Annotated in this window: 14 protein-coding genes; 12 read left to right on the top strand and 2 right to left on the bottom strand. The window is 72.8% G+C overall.

Going from position 1 to position 19,644, the window contains the following annotated elements; all coding sequences use genetic code 11:
* Positions 1 to 128 precede the first annotated feature (128 nt).
* The 8 genes from gatC (at position 129) to ACIP9H_RS14155 (ending at position 10,276) form a co-directional block, all read left to right on the top strand.
* A complete protein-coding gene (gene gatC, locus ACIP9H_RS14190; protein ID WP_319659825.1) occupies positions 129 to 425 on the top strand; it encodes an Asp-tRNA(Asn)/Glu-tRNA(Gln) amidotransferase subunit GatC in 297 nt (98 codons plus the stop codon).
* 5 nt (positions 426 to 430) lie between these two features.
* Positions 431 to 1,924, top strand: a complete 1,494-nt coding sequence (gene gatA, locus ACIP9H_RS14185) for an Asp-tRNA(Asn)/Glu-tRNA(Gln) amidotransferase subunit GatA (protein ID WP_401580118.1) — start codon at positions 431 to 433, stop codon at positions 1,922 to 1,924.
* Entirely contained in the window at positions 1,921 to 2,160 is a 240-nt protein-coding gene (locus ACIP9H_RS14180; protein WP_401580116.1) for a hypothetical protein, read from the top strand. Before gatA ends, ACIP9H_RS14180 begins: the two co-directional genes overlap by 4 nt.
* A 25-nt stretch (positions 2,161 to 2,185) precedes the next feature.
* The gene (gatB, locus tag ACIP9H_RS14175) at positions 2,186 to 3,694 is read left to right on the top strand and encodes an Asp-tRNA(Asn)/Glu-tRNA(Gln) amidotransferase subunit GatB (RefSeq protein WP_401580114.1); all 1,509 of its coding nucleotides are present in this window, start codon (positions 2,186 to 2,188) and stop codon (positions 3,692 to 3,694) included.
* 261 nt (positions 3,695 to 3,955) lie between these two features.
* Entirely contained in the window at positions 3,956 to 6,160 is a 2,205-nt protein-coding gene (locus ACIP9H_RS14170; RefSeq protein WP_401580112.1) for an MMPL family transporter, read from the top strand.
* A gap of 17 nt (positions 6,161 to 6,177) precedes the next feature.
* Entirely contained in the window at positions 6,178 to 6,813 is a 636-nt protein-coding gene (locus tag ACIP9H_RS14165; protein ID WP_401580110.1) for a hypothetical protein, read from the top strand.
* Positions 6,814 to 6,962: 149 nt separating this feature from the next.
* Positions 6,963 to 7,190: a hypothetical protein gene (locus tag ACIP9H_RS14160; RefSeq protein ID WP_401580108.1), complete on the top strand. Its 228-nt coding sequence runs from the start codon at positions 6,963 to 6,965 to the stop codon at positions 7,188 to 7,190.
* 50 nt (positions 7,191 to 7,240) lie between these two features.
* Entirely contained in the window at positions 7,241 to 10,276 is a 3,036-nt protein-coding gene (locus ACIP9H_RS14155; protein WP_401581080.1) for an AAA family ATPase, read from the top strand.
* A gap of 159 nt (positions 10,277 to 10,435) precedes the next feature.
* Here ACIP9H_RS14155 and ACIP9H_RS14150 read toward each other — a convergent pair whose 3' ends face one another.
* Positions 10,436 to 11,608 carry a PQQ-dependent sugar dehydrogenase gene (locus ACIP9H_RS14150; RefSeq protein WP_401959213.1) on the bottom strand — a complete coding sequence of 391 codons (1,173 nt, stop codon included), beginning with the start codon at positions 11,606 to 11,608 and terminating at the stop codon, positions 10,436 to 10,438.
* Between the two features lie 118 nt (positions 11,609 to 11,726).
* A complete protein-coding gene (locus tag ACIP9H_RS14145) occupies positions 11,727 to 12,719 on the bottom strand; it encodes an aldo/keto reductase (RefSeq protein WP_401581078.1) in 993 nt (330 codons plus the stop codon).
* Positions 12,720 to 12,775: 56 nt separating this feature from the next.
* Here ACIP9H_RS14145 and ACIP9H_RS14140 point away from each other — a divergent pair, with 56 nt between their 5' ends.
* From ACIP9H_RS14140 to ilvN, 4 genes are all read left to right on the top strand, one after another.
* Entirely contained in the window at positions 12,776 to 13,729 is a 954-nt protein-coding gene (locus tag ACIP9H_RS14140; RefSeq protein ID WP_401580104.1) for a 2-hydroxyacid dehydrogenase, read from the top strand.
* A 282-nt stretch (positions 13,730 to 14,011) separates the two neighbouring features.
* The gene (locus ACIP9H_RS14135) at positions 14,012 to 16,831 is read left to right on the top strand and encodes an EAL domain-containing protein (protein WP_401580102.1); all 2,820 of its coding nucleotides are present in this window, start codon (positions 14,012 to 14,014) and stop codon (positions 16,829 to 16,831) included.
* Positions 16,832 to 17,043: 212 nt separating this feature from the next.
* Positions 17,044 to 18,921, top strand: a complete 1,878-nt coding sequence (locus tag ACIP9H_RS14130; RefSeq protein WP_401580100.1) for an acetolactate synthase large subunit — start codon at positions 17,044 to 17,046, stop codon at positions 18,919 to 18,921.
* Positions 18,922 to 18,951: 30 nt separating this feature from the next.
* Positions 18,952 to 19,479, top strand: coding sequence for an acetolactate synthase small subunit (ilvN, locus tag ACIP9H_RS14125; RefSeq protein ID WP_401580098.1), 528 nt, complete (start codon positions 18,952 to 18,954; stop codon positions 19,477 to 19,479).
* Positions 19,480 to 19,644: the final 165 nt, after the last annotated feature.

The raw sequence follows: 19,644 nt of genomic DNA, 5'->3' as shown, positions 1-19,644 counted from the left end.
TCACGGGCCGCAGGGACGGCCGCGCGGACCCGCGGACGGCGGCAAGCGCAAACCGTTTCGCCCCCGGGGCGCCCGCGCCCATAGGATTGGGCGCGAAAAGACCGAACTCACCCCCAGAGGATCGCTGCATGCCAGGCATCACGCGCGAGGAGGTCGCCCACCTCGGACGGCTGTCGCGTCTTGAGCTGAAGGACGAAGAGCTCGACCACTTCGCCGGACAGCTCGACGCCATCATCGGCGCGGTCGCCCGCGTCGCCGAGGTGGCCGGCGAGGACGTACCGCCGACCTCCCACCCGCTGCCGCTGACCAATGTCATGCGCCCTGACGAGGTCCGGCCCAGCCTGACCCCGGCGGAGGCGCTGTCCGGCGCCCCCGCACAGGAGCAGCAGCGCTTCAAGGTGCCGCAGATCCTGGGGGAGGACTGATCACGATGAGCGAACTGACCAGGCTCACCGCCGCGCAGACCGCGGCCGCCGTCGCCTCCGGCGAGACCTCCGCCGTCGAGGTCGCCAAGGCCCACCTGGACCGCATCGCCGCGGTCGACGAGAAGGTGCACGCCTTCCTGCACGTGGACACCGAGGGCGCCCTGAAGGCGGCGAAGGCCGTCGACGACAAGCGCGCCGCGGGCGAGAAGCTGGGCCCCCTCGCGGGCGTCCCGCTGGCCCTGAAGGACATCTTCACCACCAAGGGCATCCCGACGACCGTCGGCTCCAAGATCCTCGAAGGCTGGATCCCGCCGTACGACGCGACGCTGACCGCCCGCCTCAAGCAGGCCGGCATCGTCATCCTCGGCAAGACCAACATGGACGAGTTCGCCATGGGGTCCTCCACCGAGAACAGCGCCTACGGCCCGACCGGCAACCCGTGGGACCTCACCCGCATCCCCGGCGGCTCCGGCGGCGGTTCGTCGGCCGCCCTGGCCTCCTTCCAGGCCCCGCTGGCCATCGGCACCGACACCGGCGGCTCCATCCGCCAGCCGGCCGCCGTCACCGGCACCGTCGGCGTCAAGCCGACGTACGGCGGAGTCTCCCGCTACGGCATGGTGGCCTTCAGCTCCTCCCTGGACCAGGGCGGCCCCTGCGCCCGCACGGTCCTGGACGCGGCGCTGCTGCACGAGGTCATCGCGGGCCACGACCCGATGGACTCCACCTCCATCGACGCGCCCGTGCCGCCGGTCGTCGAGGCCGCGCGCCAGGCCGACGTCAAGGGCATGCGGATCGGCGTCGTCAAGGAGTTCGCGGGCGAGGGCTACCAGGCCGGCGTCATGGAGCGGTTCACCGAGTCGGTCGAGCTGCTGCGCGAGCTCGGCGCCGAGGTCGTGGAGCTGTCCTGCCCGTCGTTCCAGTACGCGCTCGCCGCGTACTACCTGATCGCGCCGTCCGAGGCCTCGTCCAACCTGGCCCGCTTCGACGGCCTGCGCTACGGCCTGCGCGTCGGCGACGACGGCACCCGCAGCGCCGAGGACGTCACCGCCCTCACCCGCGAGGCCGGCTTCGGCCCCGAGGTCAAGCGCCGCATCATGCTCGGCACGTACGCGCTCAGCTCCGGCTACTACGACGCGTACTACGGCAGCGCCCAGAAGGTCCGCACCCTGATCACGCGGGACTTCGAGCGCGCCTTCGGGCAGGTCGACGTGGTGATCTCGCCGACGACCCCGACCACCGCCTTCCCGATCGGGGAGCGCGTGGACGACCCCATGGCGATGTACCTCGCCGACCTGTGCACCATCCCGGCCAACCTGGCGGGCAACTCCGCCATGTCCGTGCCCTGCGGCCTCGCCTCCGAGGACGGGCTCCCGGTCGGGCTGCAGATCATCGCCCCGGCGATGGCCGACGACCGGCTCTACCGTGTCGGTGCGGCCGTCGAGGCGGCCTTCACCGCACGCTGGGGGCACCCGCTGCTGGAGGAGGCACCGATCCTGTGAGCAAGCTCGAGAAGGCCAAGGGCTTCAAGAAGAGCAAGTCCGGCACCTACCTGTCCATCGGCACCACGCTCTTCGGTGCGGTGAGCGTCGCACGGCAGCTGAAGAAGAGCCGCGCCGAGAGCGACACGCTGCTGCTGATCGACGCGGTCGTCAGCGCCGCGGCGATCGCGACCGGCGTCGCCCTGCTGGTCCGCCAGCTGCGGCGGCTCGGCGACGACGACGTGCTGTCATCCTGACGGGGAACTGAGAGGTATCAAGACTGTGACCGTCACGGACCTGGTGTCCTACGAGGACGCGCTCGCGTCCTACGACCCGGTGATGGGCCTGGAGGTCCACGTCGAGCTCGGCACCAAGACGAAGATGTTCTGCGGCTGCTCGACCACCCTGGGCGCCGAGCCGAACAGCCAGGTGTGCCCGGTGTGCCTGGGCATGCCCGGCGCGCTTCCGGCCGTCAACGCGACCGGCGTCGAGTCCGCCATCAAGATCGGTCTCGCGCTCAACTGCGAGATCGCCGAGTGGTGCCGCTTCGCCCGGAAGAACTACTTCTACCCGGACATGCCGAAGAACTTCCAGACCTCCCAGTACGACGAGCCGATCGCCTTCAACGGCTACCTCGACGTGCAGTTGGAGGACGGCGAGGTCTTCCGCGTGGAGATCGAGCGCGCCCACATGGAGGAGGACACCGGCAAGTCCACCCACGTGGGCGGTGCCACCGGCCGCATCCACGGCGCCTCGCACTCGCTGCTGGACTACAACCGGGCCGGCATCCCGCTGATCGAGATCGTCACCAAGCCGATCGAGGGCGCCGGCGAGCGCGCGCCCGAGGTCGCCAAGGCGTACGTCACCGAGCTGCGCGAGCTGATCAAGGCGCTGGGCGTCTCCGAGGCCCGGATGGAGATGGGCCAGATGCGCTGCGACGTGAACCTGTCGCTGCGCCCCATCGGCCGGGAGAAGTTCGGCACCCGCAGCGAGACCAAGAACGTCAACTCGCTGCGCAGCGTCGAGCGGGCCGTGCGCTTCGAGGTCCAGCGGCATGCGGCGGTGCTCTCCTCGGGCGGCACGATCGTCCAGGAGACCCGGCACTTCCACGAGGACACCGGCTCCACCACCTCCGGCCGCATCAAGGAGGAGGCGGAGGACTACCGGTACTTCCCGGAGCCCGACCTCGTCCCCGTGGCGCCGGCCCGGGAGTGGGTCGAGGAGCTGCGGGCGGGCCTGCCCGAGCTGCCGCGCGTGCGCCGGATGCGCCTCCAGGAGGACTGGGGCATCTCGGACCACGAGATGCAGTCGGTGCTCAACGCGGGCGCGATCGACCCGATCGTCGCCACCATCGAGGCCGGGGCCGACGCGGCCTCCGCCCGCAAGTGGTGGATGGGCGAACTGGCCCGCCGCTCCAACGAGGACGGCGTGGAGCTGTCCGCCCTGCCGATCACCCCGGCCCAGGTGGCCCGGGTGTCGGCGCTGGTGGCCGAGGGCTCGCTCAACGACAAGCTGGCCCGCCAGGTCATCGAGGGCGTGCTGGCCGGCGAGGGCGGGCCGGACGAGGTCGTCGACAAGCGCGGCCTGAAGGTCGTCTCGGACGAGGGCGCGCTCGGCGCGGCCGTCGACGAGGCCATCGCGGCCAACGCGGCGGTCGCCGACAAGATCCGCGGCGGCAACCTGGCCGCGGCCGGCGCGCTCATCGGCGCCGTCATGAAGATCACCCGCGGCCAGGCGGACGCCAAGCGCGTGCGCGAACTGGTCCTGGAGAAGCTCGGCGTGCAGGGCTGATCCCGGCGCGGCCGGTACGGCCGGCGCGGCGACGCAGGAAGGGGCGGGCTCCCGTTGACGGGGGCCCGCCCCTTCGGCTTTGTCACGGGTCCGCCGGAGATAAGGCCGCGATAAATTCCCCTGGGGCCATGTGATTCGAGGCACGAAAACGGCCAACGATCTCCTCTTCCTGGTTCAGTCGAAGACGAACGTGGTGTTCTTCGCGGGGCCTTCTCCTCCCGTAAAGATCCACGCAACCTCCAGGGAAGAGCAGGAGCGCGTATGGCTGCACTGGCCCGGTGGTGCCTCGACCGCCGACTCCTCGTCGTCGTCCTCTGGCTGGCCGCCCTCGTCGGCCTGTCCTCGGCGGCCCTGGTGGCCGGCTCCGCGTACTCCAACGACTACGACATCAAGGGCACGGACTCCAGCACGGCGACCGCCCTGCTCAAGGAGGCCTTCCCGGGCTCCTCCGGCGACAGCGACACGATCGTCTGGCACACCGACCGGGGCACCGTCAGCGCCGCGCCCGTCAAGGAGCGGCTGACCGGGGCCCTGGAGGAGGTCGCGGCGCTCCCCGGCGTCGCCTCGGTCACCGGCCCGTACGGCGCCGAGGGCGCCGGCCAGATCAGCCGGGACGGCCACACCGCCTACGCCATGGTGATGTTCGACCGGCCGTCGGAGGAACTGCATGCGGGCGAGGTGCAGAAGGTCGTCGACACCGCGCGGGCGGCCGCCGACGCCGACACCGCGGTCGCGCTCGGCGGCAGTGCCATCGCGCTCACCGAGGGCGGCGGCGGCCACATGAGCGAGGTCGTGGGCGTCGCCGTCGCGGCCGTGGTCCTGCTGCTGGCGTTCGGCTCGCTCTTCGCGATGTTCCTGCCGATCGTCACCGCGCTGGTGAGCGTGGGCACCGCGTACATGGCCGTCGAACTGCTCAGCCACCTGCTGCGGGTGGCCGACTTCGCGCCGATGCTCGGCCTGCTCGTCGGGCTCGGCGTGGGCATCGACTACGCGCTGTTCATCGTCACCCGGCACCGCAGAGGCCTCAAGCAGGGACTGCCGGTGCGCGAGGCCGCGGAGAAGGCGGTCGCCACGACCGGGCGGGCCGTGGTCTTCGCGGGCGGCACCGTGTGCGTGGCGCTGCTCGGCATGCTGATCCTGCGGCTGTCCTTCCTCAACGGCGTCGCCGTCGCCGCGTCCCTCACCGTGATGCTCACCGTCGCCGCCTCGGTGACGCTGCTGCCGTCCCTGCTCGGCGTGATCGGCATGAGGGCGCTCAGCCGCCGGGAGCGCCGCCGGCTCGCCGAGCACGGTCCCGCACCGGAACTGCCCACCGGGCTCGCCGCGCGCTGGTCCGCCTTCGTCGAGCGGCACCCGCGGATCCTCGCGACGGTCGCCGCCGCCGTGATGCTGCTCCTGGCCGTGCCCACCCTGTCCCTGCACCTGGGCGCCTCGGACCAGGGCAACGACGCCACGGGGACCTCCACCCGGCAGGCGTACGACATGCTGTCGGACGGCTTCGGGCCCGGCTTCAACGGGCCGCTGCAACTGGTCGCCAAGTCCGGCGACGCGGCCGACCGGGCGGCCCTGGACCGGCTCACCGACGTACTCCAACGCACTGAGGGCGTCGCCGCGGTTCACATGGAGTCCGCGCAGCACGGCAACGGCCTGAACGTCCTGGACGTCGTCCCGACCACCTCCCCGCAGGACCAGGCGACCGACCGGCTCGTCACCCACCTGCGCCGGGACGTCGTCCCCGAGGCCACCGAGGGCACCTCGCTCCAGGTGTACGTCGGCGGCGTCACCGCCGGCTACGCGGACTTCGCCTCGGTGATCGTCGGCAAACTCCCGCTGTTCGTCGGCTCGGTCGTCGGCCTCGGCTGCGTGCTCCTGCTGCTGGCGTTCCGCAGCATCGGCATCCCGCTCAAGGCGGCGGTCATGAACATCGCCGCGGTCGCCTCCTCCTTCGGGATCGTGGTGGCGATCTTCCAATGGGGCTGGGGCAGCGAGCTGCTGGGCCTCGGGGCCGCCGGGCCGATCGAGCCCTTCCTCCCGGTGATCATGGTCTCGGTGCTCTTCGGGCTCTCGATGGACTACCAGGTCTTCCTGGTGAGCCGGATGTACGAGGAGTGGCGGGAGACGCACGACAACCGGCGGGCCGTCCGGGTCGGCCTGACCGAGACCAGCCGCGTGATCAACTCCGCGGCGGTCATCATGGTCTCCGTCTTCCTGGCCTTCGTCCTCAGCGGCGACCGGGTGATCGCGATGTTCGGCATCGGACTGGCCGCCGCCGTGGCCCTGGACGCCTTCGTCCTGCGAACGCTGCTGGTCCCGGCGTTGATGCACCTGCTGGGGCGGTGGAACTGGTGGCTGCCGGAACGGCTGGACCGGCGCCTGCCGAAGATCTGCATCGAGGGTCCCCGAGGCACCTGCGACGGCTCCGGGGGGCCCGAAAGCGCGGATTCTCAGGAAGTTCTCAGAATTTGACCCTACGGTTGCCGCTCATGGAGACCATCAAGACCGCGGACGCGGCAGCCGGCACGACCACCGACGCCGTGGAGACCGTGTCCGACGGCGCCACGACGGACGCCGCCGCCAAGAACAGCGCGCAGACCGAGACCAGCACCAGCACCAGTACGGAGCAGGCCGAGAAGGCAGAGCCCGTCGAGAACACCGACGCGGACGACGAGTTCGCCGAGGACGAGGGCGACGGGGACACCCCCGCCGGCCGCTCCGCCGCGGTCGCCCCGGGCGCCGCGGCCGTCGTGGGCGCCGCCCTCGGCCTGGCCTCCCTGACCGGCACCTGGATGGGCACCGTCCTGTCCGCCCGCCGTGAACTCGTCGGGCAGATCGGCGCCTCCTCCGCGAGCCCCGCGGAGCAGATCAACCAGATATACGCCGCGCCCTGGCACACCGTGGCCGCGATCAACGGGGCCTTCGCGCTGGTGGCGCTCATCGTCACCGGCATCGTGCTGCTCGCCGTGCGGGACTCCGCCCCGTGGGCGCGCGCCCTCGCCTGGGGCGGGTTGGTGCTCGGTGCCCTGGGCCTGCTCATCGCGGTCGGGATGTACTTCGACCTGTTCGCCTCCCTGCCCACCGTGCCCGCCACGCCTGCCGCGCCCGCCGGAGCCGGCGGCTGACCCTGGGCACCCGCCGGGGCCGCCTAAGGCATCCCGGCCGCCGAACCCTGGGAGGTTGCCCGATGCGGCGCCCCCGCCTTGGGGGCGAGGCTGAAGTCACCGGAGAACGAAGCCGGTCGACCATCCGCCCCGTCCCCAAGGAGTCGGCGATGTACCTGCACGAAATGCTCGGCCGGGCCCGCACCGAGGAACTGCTGCGCGAGGCCGAGGAGTTCCGCCTGGCGCGCGCCGTGCGGCAGGCCGCGCGCGAGACCGCCGCCGTTCGCCGGGCCGCGCGCCGCGGCGGCACCGAGGCCGCACCCGACGACGGGGAGGCCCGGCCCGCCAGGGCCGCCCGGCGCGGCCGGCGACCGCGCCGGCTGGGCGCGACCGGATGACCGTCACGGTGCCGGCGCAAACCGGTACCGCGCTGTCGGACCCCCGTGCGATGCTCGGGACCGTGCAGAACCAGTCCGTCAGCCCGGTGTTCGTGGGCCGAGCCCGCGAACTGACCCGGCTCGCCTCCGCGCTCGCCCGCGCCCACGCGGGCGAGCCGCAGGCGCTGGTCATCGGCGGCGAGGCGGGGGTCGGCAAGACCCGGCTGGTGGAGGAGTTCCTGACCGCGGCCCGCGGTCCCGGCACGGTGACCGCCGTCGGCGGCTGCGTCGAGATCGGCGCGGACGGCCTGCCGTTCGCCCCTGTCGCCACGATCCTGCGCTCCCTGCACCGGCAACTGGGCGACGAACTGACCGCCGCCGCCACGGGCCGCGAGGGCGAACTCGCCCGTCTGCTGCCCGGGATCGGGCTGCCCGGCGGCCCCGACGCGCCGCAGGACCGGCACGACGAGGACGGCCGGGCCCGGCTGTTCGAGCTCACCGCGCGCCTGCTGGAGCGGCTCTCCGAGGACCGCACCCTCGTCGTCGCCCTGGAGGACCTGCACTGGGCGGACCGCTCCACCCGCGAACTCCTCTCCTACCTGCTGCGGTCGGCGTCCCGCGGACGGCTGGTCGTGCTGGCCACGTACCGCTCCGACGACATCCACCGCCGCCACCCGCTGCGGCCCTTCCTCGCCGAACTCGACCGGATGCGCACCGTGGAGCGCGTCGAGCTGTCCCGCTTCAGCCAGGCCGAGGTGCGCGCCCAGGTCGCCGGCATCCTCGCCGCGGAGCCCACGCCCTCGCTGGTCGAGCGGGTCTTCGCCCGCTCCGACGGCAACCCCTTCTTCGTCGAGGAACTCGCCTGCAGCATCACGCAGGGCTGCCGTACCGGACTCAGCGACAGCCTGCGCGACCTGCTGCTGGTGCGGGTCGAGACGCTGCCCGAGACCGCGCAGCGGGTCGCCCGCGTCGTCGCCGAAGGCGGCTCCGCCGTCGAGTACCGGCTGCTCGCCGCCGTCGCCGGGCTCGGCGAGGACGAACTCCTGGAGGCACTGCGGGCCGCCGTCGGGGCCAAGATCCTCCTGCCGACCGAGGACGGCGACGGCTACCGCTTCCGGCACGCGCTGGTCCGCGAGGCCGTCGGCGACGACCTGCTGCCGGGGGAGCGCAGCCGCCTCAACCGCCGCTACGCCGAGGCGCTGGAGGCCGAACCCGCCCTCGTCCCGGCCGACGAACTGCCCGCCCGGCTGGCGAGTCACTGGTACCACGCGCACGATCCGACCCGCGCGCTGCCCGCCGTGCTGCGCGCCTCGGTCGCCGCGCGGCGCCGGCACGCCTACGCCGAGCAGCACGGCCTGCTCGAACGCGCCCTGGAGCTCTGGGACGACGCCCCGCGGGACGTCCGGGCGGCACTGCGGCCGATGGACTACGTCGAGGTCTACCCGCCCTGCGGCTGCGACCCCGGCAGCACACCCCTGCGCTATCTCGACCTGCTCGCCGAGACCGCCGTCGCCGCCCGGCTCAGCGCCGACCGCGAAGGGGCGTACGACGTCACCAAACGCGCCCTGCGGCTGCTCGAACGCGACGACGACCCGCTGCGCGCCGCCTGGTTCTGGATTCAGCGGTCGCGGCTGATGGTGGCGATGGGGCGCGGCGACGGGTGGGCGGAGATATCCCGCGCCGAGAAGCTCGTCGAGGGCCTGCCGCCGTCACCTGTCCACGCCGACGTGCTGGAGAGCGCCGCCGGCTGGGGCATGCTGCACAATCCGGGGCCGGAGAGCGTCGGCACCGCCGAGCGCGCCGTCGAACTGGCCCGGCTCGTCGGGGCGGAGGAGACCGAGATCCGCGCCCGCATCACCCTCGGCGTCCTGCTCGGCGCCTGCGGCGACGTGGACGGCGGCCTCCGCGAGCTCGCCGCGGCCCGCGAACAGGCCGCCGACTCCGGCCGGCACGCCGGCCTCGTGGTCAACGCGGACGCCAACCTCGCGGCCGCCCTGGAGGCGGTGGGCCGCTCGGAGGAGGCCGTGGCCACCGCACGCCGGGGCGTCGAGAACGCCCTGTGCCACGGGCTGCGCGACGGCGCTGCCTTCGCCGCCGCCAACGAGGCCGAGTCCCTGCTCGCGCTCGGCCGCTGGGACGAGGCGGCGGCTCTCGCCACCCACGGCCGCGACACCTCGGAACACGCCCTCTACCTCGGCTGGGCGGCGACGCTGCTGGCCCATGTCGCCGTGCTGCGCGGCGACCACGCGGCGGCCGAGGCCGAGGTCGCCGCCGCCCGCGAGCACCTGGGCGCCGAGGAACACCAGCCGCAGAACACCGTGCCGCTGCGCCACTTGGCGGTGGCCGCCGCGGCCGGACACGGACGCTTCCTCGAAGCCCGCGCCGGGGTGCGCGCCGCACTCGCCGCCGGGTTGCCGCCCGCCGTCCACCGGTACGCCTGGCCGCTGCTGCACACCGCCGCCGCGCTGGAGGCCGACGCGCTGGGCCTGCCCGGCGCCGACGCCGACCGGGCCGACACGCTCGCCCTCATCCGCGCCGCCGCGCGGCGGCTGCCCCGCCTCGCCCCGGTGTGGGCGGCCTACGCCCTGCTGGTCGACGCCGAACTGGCGCGTGCGGAAGGCGGCACGGAGCCCGCGCCCTGGGCGGCCGCGGAGGAGGCGTTCGGGGCCCTGGACCGCCCGCACCCGCTGGCCCAGGTACGACTGCGGCACGCCGAGGCACTGCTCGCCCGGGGCGGTCCTGAGGCCCGCGACCGCGCGGCCGCCCTGCTCCGGCAGGCCCGTGACGCGTCGGCCGCCCTGGGCGCGGCGTCCCTGACCGAGGCCGTGGAACTGCTCGCCCGCCGCGGCCGCCTGTCGCTCGACGCCGCGGAGGCCCCGGCCGAGGAGGAGCCCGAGCCGTTCGGCCTCACCACGCGCGAGCGTGAGGTGCTCCGCCGCGTCGCCGCGGGCTGGACCAACCGCCGCATCGCCGAGGAGCTGTTCATCTCGCCCAAGACCGCGAGCGTGCACGTCTCCAACATCCTGGCCAAACTCGGCGTCTCCGGCCGCGGCGAAGCCGCCGCGCTCGCGCACCGACTGCGTCTCTTCCCGGACGTGCCTGCCTAGGTCGCGCGTTGGCGTTCCTCCGTGGCCCGGGAGTCCGGTTCGGGCGTGCGGATCACCGCGGCGCTGGAGGCGGGGTCGATCGGGTCGTGGCCCGGGTCGGCGTTCCGGCGCGAACAGCTCCCGCAGCGCGTCGAACATCGCACCCCCGGGGTGTCGTCGTCAGCCGACCTTCAGCCGCAGTATGCGGTCGTCGCCCTTGCGGGGATCCCCCCGGCCGTCGGTGTTGCTCGTCGTCAGCAGCAGGTCGCCGTCGGCTTCGGCCACGACCGTGCGCAGCCGCCCGTAGGTGCCGACGAGGAAGGCCTGCGGCGGCGCCGCGGCCTTCGTGCCCGCCAGCGGGATGCGCCACAGCCGGGCGCCGCGCAGCGAGGCCATCCACAAGGAGCCCTTGGCGTAGGCGATGCCGCTGGGGGAGGCGTCGTCGGTGTGCCAGGTGGCGATCGGGTCGGCGTAGCCCGCGCGGTGGGCCAGCCCCTCGACGACGGGCCAGCCGTAGTTCTTGCCGGGCTCGATGAGGTTGACCTCGTCCCAGGTGTCCTGGCCGAACTCCGAGGCCCACAGCCGCCCCTCGGCGTCCCAGGTGAGGCCCTGCACGTTGCGGTGGCCGTAGGAGTAGACGAGGGAGTCCGCCTCGGGATTGCCGTGCACGGGTTCGCCGTCGGGCGTCATGCGCAGGATCTTGCCGCCGAGGGACTTCTTGTCCTGGGCCAGGCCGCGGTCGCCGCTCTCGCCGGTGCCCGCGTACAGCATGCCGTCCGGGCCGAAGGCGATCCGGCCGCCGTTGTGGATGGCGCCGTGCGGAATGCCGCGCACGATGGTGTCGGGGGCGCCGAGCTGCTCGCCGGCCGGTTTGGCCGGGTCGTAGAGCATGCGGGCGATGCGGTTGTCGGAGTCGGTGGTGAAGTACGCGTACACCAGGTGGTCGGTCGCGAAGCCGGGGGAGACCGCCAGCCCGAGGAGGCCGCCCTCGCCGCCCGAGGAGACCCCGGGCACCGTGCCGGCCTCGGTCGTGCGGCCGGTGGCCGGGTCCACCCGGACGATCCTGCCGGTGTCGCGCGAGGCGACCAGCAGCCCGCCGTCCTGCAGGACCGCCACGCCCCACGGGGTGTTCAGCCCGGTCGCGACGGTGCCGACGACCTTCACCGAGCCCTTCGCGGGCGCGGCGGGGACCGTCGAGCCGCCGCCGGGCGGCGAGGCCGGGGCGGCACCGGAGGAGGAGGAGGCGGGGGCGGAGGTCGCGGAGGCCGTCAGCGCGTCCCCGGAGGAGCATCCCGCGGTCAGCAGTGCGGCAGCGGCCAGCACGGCGGTGACAACGGCGGCACGGCGTCCCACGCTTCCCTCCCGGCGGTCCTGCGGCACGGACTTCAAGCACATCACATCTGTCTCTACACCGCCCGGCCGTTGCCGGTTCCCGCCGCGGCGGGAAAACCGGGACAAGGGGGCGGCGCGGTCAGTCCCAGGAGCCGCGGGCCGGCGGCAGGCCGGCTATCTCGGTGAAGTCCTCGGCGGTCAGCGCGAGTTCGGCGGCACCGGCGTTCTCGGCCGCCCACCGCTCCCGCTTGGTCCCCGGCACCGGCACCACCTGCGGTCCCTGGGCGAGCACCCACGCCAGCGCCACCTGCGCAGGCGTCGCGCCGCGCGCCTCGGCGACCCGGCGCAGTCCCGCCACGATCGGCTGGTTGGCGGCCATCATCTCGGCGGTGAACCGCGGGTGCCGTGCCCGCGTGTCGTCGCGCTCGAAGCCCTGGCCCGGGGTGAGCGTGCCCGTCAGGAAACCGTTGCCCAGCGGCATCGCCGCCATGAAGCCGACACCGCGCTGCGTGCACCACGGCAGCAGCTCGGCCAGCGCGTCGGGCGACCACACCGACAGTTCGGCCTGCACACAGCTGACCGGGAACACCTGCTGGACCCGCCGCAGGTGGGCGAGCGTCTCGTCGTAGATCCGCGACCCGGCGCGGCGTGCCGGCCGCGCGCCGACCGCGCACCACCCCAGCGCGCGCACCTTGCCGGCGGTGACCAGTTCCGCCATCGCGCCCCAGGTCTCCTCGACCGGCACCTCCGGATCGGCCCGGTGCAGTTGGTAGAGGTCGATCACGTCCGTCTGCAGCCGCCGCAGCGAGGCGTCGCAGGCCCGCCGCACATAGGAGGGCCGCCCGTTGGCCACCAGGTGCTGCTCGCCCACCAGCAGACCGCACTTGGTGGAGACGAACGCCTCGTCCCGGCGCTGCTTCAGCACCCGCCCCAGCAGCAGCTCATTGGTGAACGGGCCGTAGATGTCGGCGGTGTCCAGCAGCGTCGCCCCCCGGTCCAGCGCCGCGTGCACCGTCCGCAAGGACGCTTCCCCGTCCTGCTGCGATGTGGTGTACGCCCAGCTCATCGGCATGCACCCGAGTCCCACGGCGCCCACCTCGAGAGCCGCCGCCCCGACCGTCCTGCGCTCCACCTGGATGACCTCCGCTGACCACTCGCGCCGCCCCACTGTGTCATAGCCTCCTGACCATGGCTGACATCACCCGGAACCACCGCCCCACCGCATGGCTGCCGATCCCCGCCGAGGACATCGGGGGGCTCCCGGACACCGTCGACTACCTTTTCTGGGACGGCGCCGAGGACTACCCCGGCGACCCGGCGGAGACGGACTTCTACGTAGTGCCGTACATGAAGGGCGCGGAGGTCGCGGGCCGTCCGCTCCCGCGGATGACGGGCCTTCAGGTGGTGCAGACGCTCAGCGCCGGCGTGGACCACGTACTGCCGCACCTGGCCGAGCTCCCCTCCGGCGTGCGCCTGTGCAACGCGCGCGGTGTCCACGAGGCGAGCACCGCGGAACTGGCCCTGGCGCTCACCCTGGCCTCCCTGCGCGGCATCCCGCGCTTCGTGCGCGGGCAGGACGCCGAGGAGTGGCACGACGGCTTCTACCCCGCCCTGGCCGACAAGAGCGTCCTGATCGTCGGGTACGGGTCCATCGGCGCCGCGATCGAGGACCGGCTCGCGCCCTTCGAGTGCGACGTCGTCCGGGTCGCCCGCCTGGCGCGCCGCTCCCCGCGCGGCCCGGTGCACGCCCTGGGGGACCTGCCCGCGCTGCTGCCCGCCGCCGACGTGGTCGTCCTGTCGACCCCGCTGACCGAGGCCACCCGGGGGCTGGTGGACGCCGCGTTCCTGGCCCGGATGAAGGACGGCGCCCTCCTGGTGAACGTCGCGCGCGGGCCCGTGGTGGACACCGGTGCCCTGGTCGCCGAGCTGACGTCGGGCCGGGTGCGCGCGGCACTCGATGTCACCGACCCCGAGCCGCTGCCCGCGGGGCACCCCCTCTGGCACGCCCCCGGTGTCCTCATCAGCCCGCACGTCGGCGGCAGTACGTCCGCCTTCCTCCCCCGGGCCAGGCTGCTGCTGCGCGAGCAGCTGCGCCGGTTCGCGGCGGGTGAGAACCTGGCCAACATCGTGACCACGACCTGACGGCCCCTTAACTCCCTTGTGGCACCGGGTGACTGGAAACGCTCCTGGAACCGCTTGCCGGTCACGCTGTGTAGAGGAACTATGTCCCTGAGTGACCGCTCTGGTGTATCGTCCCGGATTGGGGGAACGCGACCGGCGTGGCGTGGAATGCCGCGAACGGGCGCGGGACGGCTCAGGACTTGATGGGGGGCGACGGGCGATGTGCGGCCAATGGAGAGAGCACCGCAAGCGGGACCACGGCACACCACGCCGGGAGCGCTCACGGCATTCCCGGACGACGCCGTGAGTGCCCAGGGGGCGGTTCTCGCGGGACCCCCGGTCCCCGAGGGCCGGTCGATCCTGCCGCAGCTCGTCGTGGCCGTGCTCTGCGGCGGCTATGCGATCGGCGCCGCCCTCGGATGGGGTTCCGAGGAGCTGGCCGTGGTGATGGGGGACTTCGGGCTCTCCGGCGCCGCCCTGGCGGCCACCGTCTCGTGCCTGGCGTACATCCGCACCGTGTCACGCCGAAAGCGGCCCGCCTGGGTGCTGTTCGCCCTGTCGTCCGCCATGGTCGCGCTCGGCAACGGCATCTGGGGCTGGTACGAGGTCGTGCTGCGCGAAGACGTGCCGCGCACCTCGCTCGCCGACTTCTGCTTCCTGCTCTTCGCCCCGCCCGCGATCATCGGCCTGCTGGTGCTGGCCAAGCGCCCGGACAGCCGGTCCGGCTGGGTCTGCCTGGGGCTGGACGCCTGGCTCATCGCCGGCTCGCTGGTCACCCTGTCCTGGACGCTCGCGCTCGCCCAGGCCGCACTGTGGGACGGGCGGAGCACCGCGTGCATCGCCCTGTCGCTGGCGTATCCGCTGCTCGACATCCTGCTCGTCAGCATGGTGCTGGCGCTGCACTTCCGGCGTTCCTCGGCCAACCGGGCGGCGGTCAACACCGCCATCGCCTCGCTCGCCCTGACGGTGCTGTGCGACGCCCTGTTCACCTCGCCCCTGCTGCGCGAGCACTACCGTTCCGGCCAGATCCTCGACGCGGGCTGGTTCGCGGGCAGCATGCTGCTGGCCTACGCGCCCTGGGTGGGCCACCGGGAGCGGGTCGCCGAGCGGCGGGCCGCCCCCCAGCCGCGCCGTGCGACCGGCTCCCTGGCCGCGCTCACGCCGTACCTCGCCGCCGCGGTCTGCGTCCTCGGCATCCTCTACAACGCCATCGACGGCCGCAGGATCGACCGCGTGGTGCTGTTCGCCGGCTGCACCGTGGTCCTCGCCCTGGTGGTGCGCCAGGGCATCATGCTGCTCGACAACATCTCCCTCGCCCAGGAGCTCGCCCAGAAGGAGAACCACTTCCGCTCCCTGGTGCAGGGCTCCAGCGACGTCATCATGATCGCCTCGCCCACCGGCGTGCTGCGGTACGTCAGCCCCGCCGCCACCGGTGTGTACGGGAGGGAGGCGGAGGAGATGGTCGGCACCGAGTTCGCCTCCCACATCCATCCCGACGACCTCGGGCGGGTGCTGCACGAGGTGCGGCGCTTCCTGGCCGCGCATCCCGCGCAGGAGCCCGCCACCCGCATCGAGTGCCGCATCCACCACGGGGACGGAAGCTGGCTCAATGTCGAGTCCAGCGTCAACCGCTACCAGGGCGGCCTGATCTTCAACAGCCGCGACGTCACCGAGCGCGTCCGGCTCCAGGCGCAACTGCAGCACAGCGCCTCCCACGACCCGCTCACCGACCTGCCCAACCGCGCCCTGTTCACCGAGCGCATCCGGCAGGCCCTCGGCGGCCGCCGCGCCGGGGACGGCGAACCCGGCACCACCGCGGTGCTCTTCATCGACCTCGACGGCTTCAAGGCGGTCAACGACACCGTGGGCCACCAGGCCGGCGACGAGCTGCTGATCCAGGCCGCCCGCCGGCTCCAGGAGTCCGTGCGCGCCGGCGACACCGCGGCCCGCCTCGGCGGCGACGAGTTCGCCGCCCTCATCTGCGGCACCAGCGCCGACCGCCATCTGCGCGAGTACCAGGTGCACGAGGTCGCCGACCGGCTGCGGGCCGCGCTCTCCGAGCCCTATCGCGTGGACGGCACGGAGGTGCGGGTGGCCGCCAGCATCGGTGTCGCCTTCGCCGACCCGGGCGTCAGCCCCGGCGAGCTGCTGCGCAACGCCGACCTGGCGATGTACCGGGCCAAGCAGGCCGGCAAGGGCCGGGTGGAGATGTACGCGCCCGCCATGCAGGCCGAGGTGGTACGCCGTGCCGAACTGGCCGGACGCCTGCGCTCGGCGCTGCGCGACGGCGAGTTCGCGCTGCTCCACCAGCCGGTGGTCGACCTGTGCAGCGGTGAGGTCACCGCGGTCGAGGCGCAGGCCCGCTGGCGCTCCGCCCAGGGCATCCTCTTCACCCCCGCGGAGTTCCTGCGGGTCGCCGAGGACACCGACCGCACCTCCCAGCTGGCCCGCTGGCTGCTGGAGGAGGCCGTGCGCCAGGCCGCGCTGCGGCACGCGGCGGGCCTGCCGGTCCCCGTCGCCGTCCGGCTGTCCACGCGCCGGCTGATGCACCGCGAGCTGCCCACGAAGGACATCGAGGCGCTGCTCGCCCAGCACGAGCTGCCCCCGGGCGCCCTGCTGCTCCAACTGGCCGACCAGGACCCCCGCATCTCCTTCGACGAGCTGGAGCGCCGGCTGACCGCGCTGCGCCGCCTCGGGGTGAAGATCGCCCTGGAGGGCTTCGGCACCGGCTACGCGCCGATGAACGTCCTGCGGCGGCTGCCGCTGGACGTCCTCAAGCTGGACCGGGGACTGACCGAGGGCGTTGTGGAGTCCGCCCGGCTGCGCAAGATCACCGCGGGGCTGCTGGGCATCGCCGAGGACCTCGGCATCCGCTCGGTGGCCGAGGGGGTGGACCGCCCGGAGCAGGTGCTCGCGTTGCGTGAGATGCGATGTACGCACGGCCAGGGCATGGCATTCTCGGGGCCTCTGGACGAGCACCGGCTGCGCTCCTCGCTGACCCGCGGCGGCTACCCCGTCCCCGGGGACACGGCCCTCCTGGCGGGCGGCAGGACCCCCGCGCACGGCACCTGCACCACCGACGAGATTCTCTCGAATGCTGAGACGCCCGTCCCACCCGCTTGACACCCCGCAGGCCCGAGGAGGAAGGTCAGTCCCATGCGCACCCGAATTCTCGTACTTGGAAAGCGCGTCGGCTGACCCGAGGCCGCATCCCGCCTCGTGGAAACCACCGACGCGCTCCCCTCGCTTGCCCCTGGGCACGAGGGGTTTTTTGTTGCCTGGGATTCAGACAAACCACCCTCTCCACCCTCAAACTTCTGAGAGATGAGAAGCAGATGACCGAGCAGGCCACCGGGGCCCACCACCCGCAGCCGCGGGCCCGCGGCGCCGCGCCGCAGCCCGTCACCGCCGAGCGCGTCACGGGCGCCCAGTCCCTCATCCGCTCGCTGGAGGCGGTCGGCGCCGACACCGTGTTCGGTATCCCGGGTGGCGCGATCCTTCCGGCCTACGACCCGCTGATGGACTCCAAGAAGGTGCGCCACGTCCTGGTCCGCCACGAGCAGGGCGCCGGACACGCCGCCACCGGCTACGCGCAGGCCACCGGCAAGGTCGGCGTCTGCATGGCCACCTCCGGTCCCGGTGCCACCAACCTCGTCACCCCGATCGCCGACGCGCACATGGACTCGGTCCCCATGGTCGCGATCACCGGCCAGGTCGCGTCCAAGGCGATCGGCACCGACGCCTTCCAGGAGGCGGACATCTGCGGCATCACCATGCCGATCACCAAGCACAACTTCCTGGTCACCGATGCCGCCGAGATCCCGCGGACCATCGCCGAGGCCTTCCACATCGCCTCCACCGGCCGCCCCGGCCCGGTCCTGGTCGACATCGCCAAGGACGCCCTCCAGGCGCAGACCACCTTCTCCTGGCCGCCGGCCACCGATCTGCCCGGCTACCGCCCGGTGACCAAGCCGCACGCCAAGCAGATCCGCGAGGCCGCCCGGCTGATCAACGAGGCCCGGCGCCCCGTGCTGTACGTCGGCGGCGGCGTCCTCAAGGCCCGCGCCACGACGGAGCTGCGCATCCTGGCCGAGCTGACCGGCGCCCCGGTGACCACCACGCTGATGGCTCTCGGCGCCTTCCCCGACAGCCACGCCCAGCACGTCGGCATGCCCGGCATGCACGGCTCGGTCTCCGCCGTCGCCGCGCTGCAGAAGGCCGATCTGATCATCGCCCTCGGCGCCCGCTTCGACGACCGGGTCACCGGCAAGCTGGACTCCTTCGCCCCGTACGCCAAGATCGTCCACGCCGACATCGACCCGGCCGAGATCTCCAAGAACCGGGTCGCCGACGTGCCGATCGTCGGTGACGCCCGCGAGGTCCTCGCCGACCTGATCGTCGCGGTCCAGGCCGACCACGACGCCGGCCACCGCGGCGACTACACCGAGTGGTGGAAGCTGCTCAACGGTCTGCGCGACACCTACCCCCTCGGCTACGACCTGCCCGCCGACGGCAGCCTGTCCCCGCAGCAGGTCATCCAGCGCATCGGCGAGCTGGCCCCGGAGGGCACCCTCTTCGCCGCCGGCGTCGGCCAGCACCAGATGTGGTCCTCGCAGTTCATCTCCTTCGAGCGGCCCAACACCTGGTTCAACTCCGGCGGCGCCGGGACCATGGGCTACGCGGTGCCCGCGGCGATGGGTGCCAAGGCGGGCATGCCCGGCTCCACCGTGTGGGCGATCGACGGCGACGGCTGCTTCCAGATGACCAATCAGGAACTGACCACCTGCGCGCTGAACAACATCCCGATCAAGGTCGCCGTCATCAACAACGGTGCCCTCGGCATGGTCCGCCAGTGGCAGTCGCTCTTCTACAACGAGCGCTACTCCAACACCGTCCTGCACGGCGGCGAGACCAACGCCGGCAGCGGCTCCCACACCGGCGCCAGCGAGGGCCCGCGCAGCGGCACCCGTGTCCCGGACTTCGTGAAGCTGGCCGAGGCCATGGGCTGCGTCGGCCTGCGCTGCGAGGACCCCGCCGACCTCGACGAGATCATCGAGAAGGCCAATGCCATCAACGACCGCCCCGTGGTCGTCGACTTCATCGTCCACGAGGACGCCATGGTGTGGCCGATGGTCGCCGCCGGCACCTCCAACGACGAGATCATGGCCGCCCGCGACGTCCGCCCGGACTTCGGCGACGCGGCCGACGACTGAGGACCGAGAGAAGCAGAGGAACGACGCGACATGTCCAAGCACACGCTCTCCGTCCTGGTGGAGAACAAGCCCGGTGTCCTCGCCCGGATCACCGCCCTGTTCTCCCGCCGCGGCTTCAACATCGACTCCCTCGCGGTCGGCACCACGGAGCACCCCGACATCTCCCGCATCACCATCGTGGTGAACGTGATCGACGAGCTCCCGCTGGAGCAGGTCACCAAGCAGCTCAACAAGCTCGTCAATGTGCTGAAGATCGTCGAGCTGGAGGCCGGTTCCGCCGTCCAGCGCGAGCTGGTCCTGGTGAAGGTGCGAGCCGACAACGAGTCGCGCTCCCAGATCGTCGAGATCGTGCAGCTGTTCCGGGCCAAGACCGTTGACGTCTCCCCGGAGGCCGTCACCATCGAGGCCACCGGCGGCGCCGACAAGCTGGAGGCCATGCTGAAGATGCTGGAGCCGTTCGGCATCAAGGAACTGGTCCAGTCCGGCACGATCGCGATCGGCCGCGGCGCCCGTTCGATCACCGACCGGTCCCTGCGTGCCCTCGACCGGACCGCATAGCGAGACCGCAAAACTAGTTCTCCGCCCACGGACGTACTGTGTGGGCAACCCGCCAGATCCAAGGAGAGACCCGAAGTGGCCGAGCTGTTCTACGACGACGATGCCGACCTGTCCATCATCCAGGGCCGCAAGGTCGCGGTCATCGGCTACGGAAGCCAGGGCCAC

Source organism: Streptomyces sp. NPDC088732 (assembly GCF_044751205.1).
In the GTDB taxonomy this organism is placed as follows: Bacteria; Actinomycetota; Actinomycetes; order Streptomycetales; family Streptomycetaceae; genus Actinacidiphila.
This window is presented reverse-complemented; position numbering and strand designations above follow the sequence as displayed.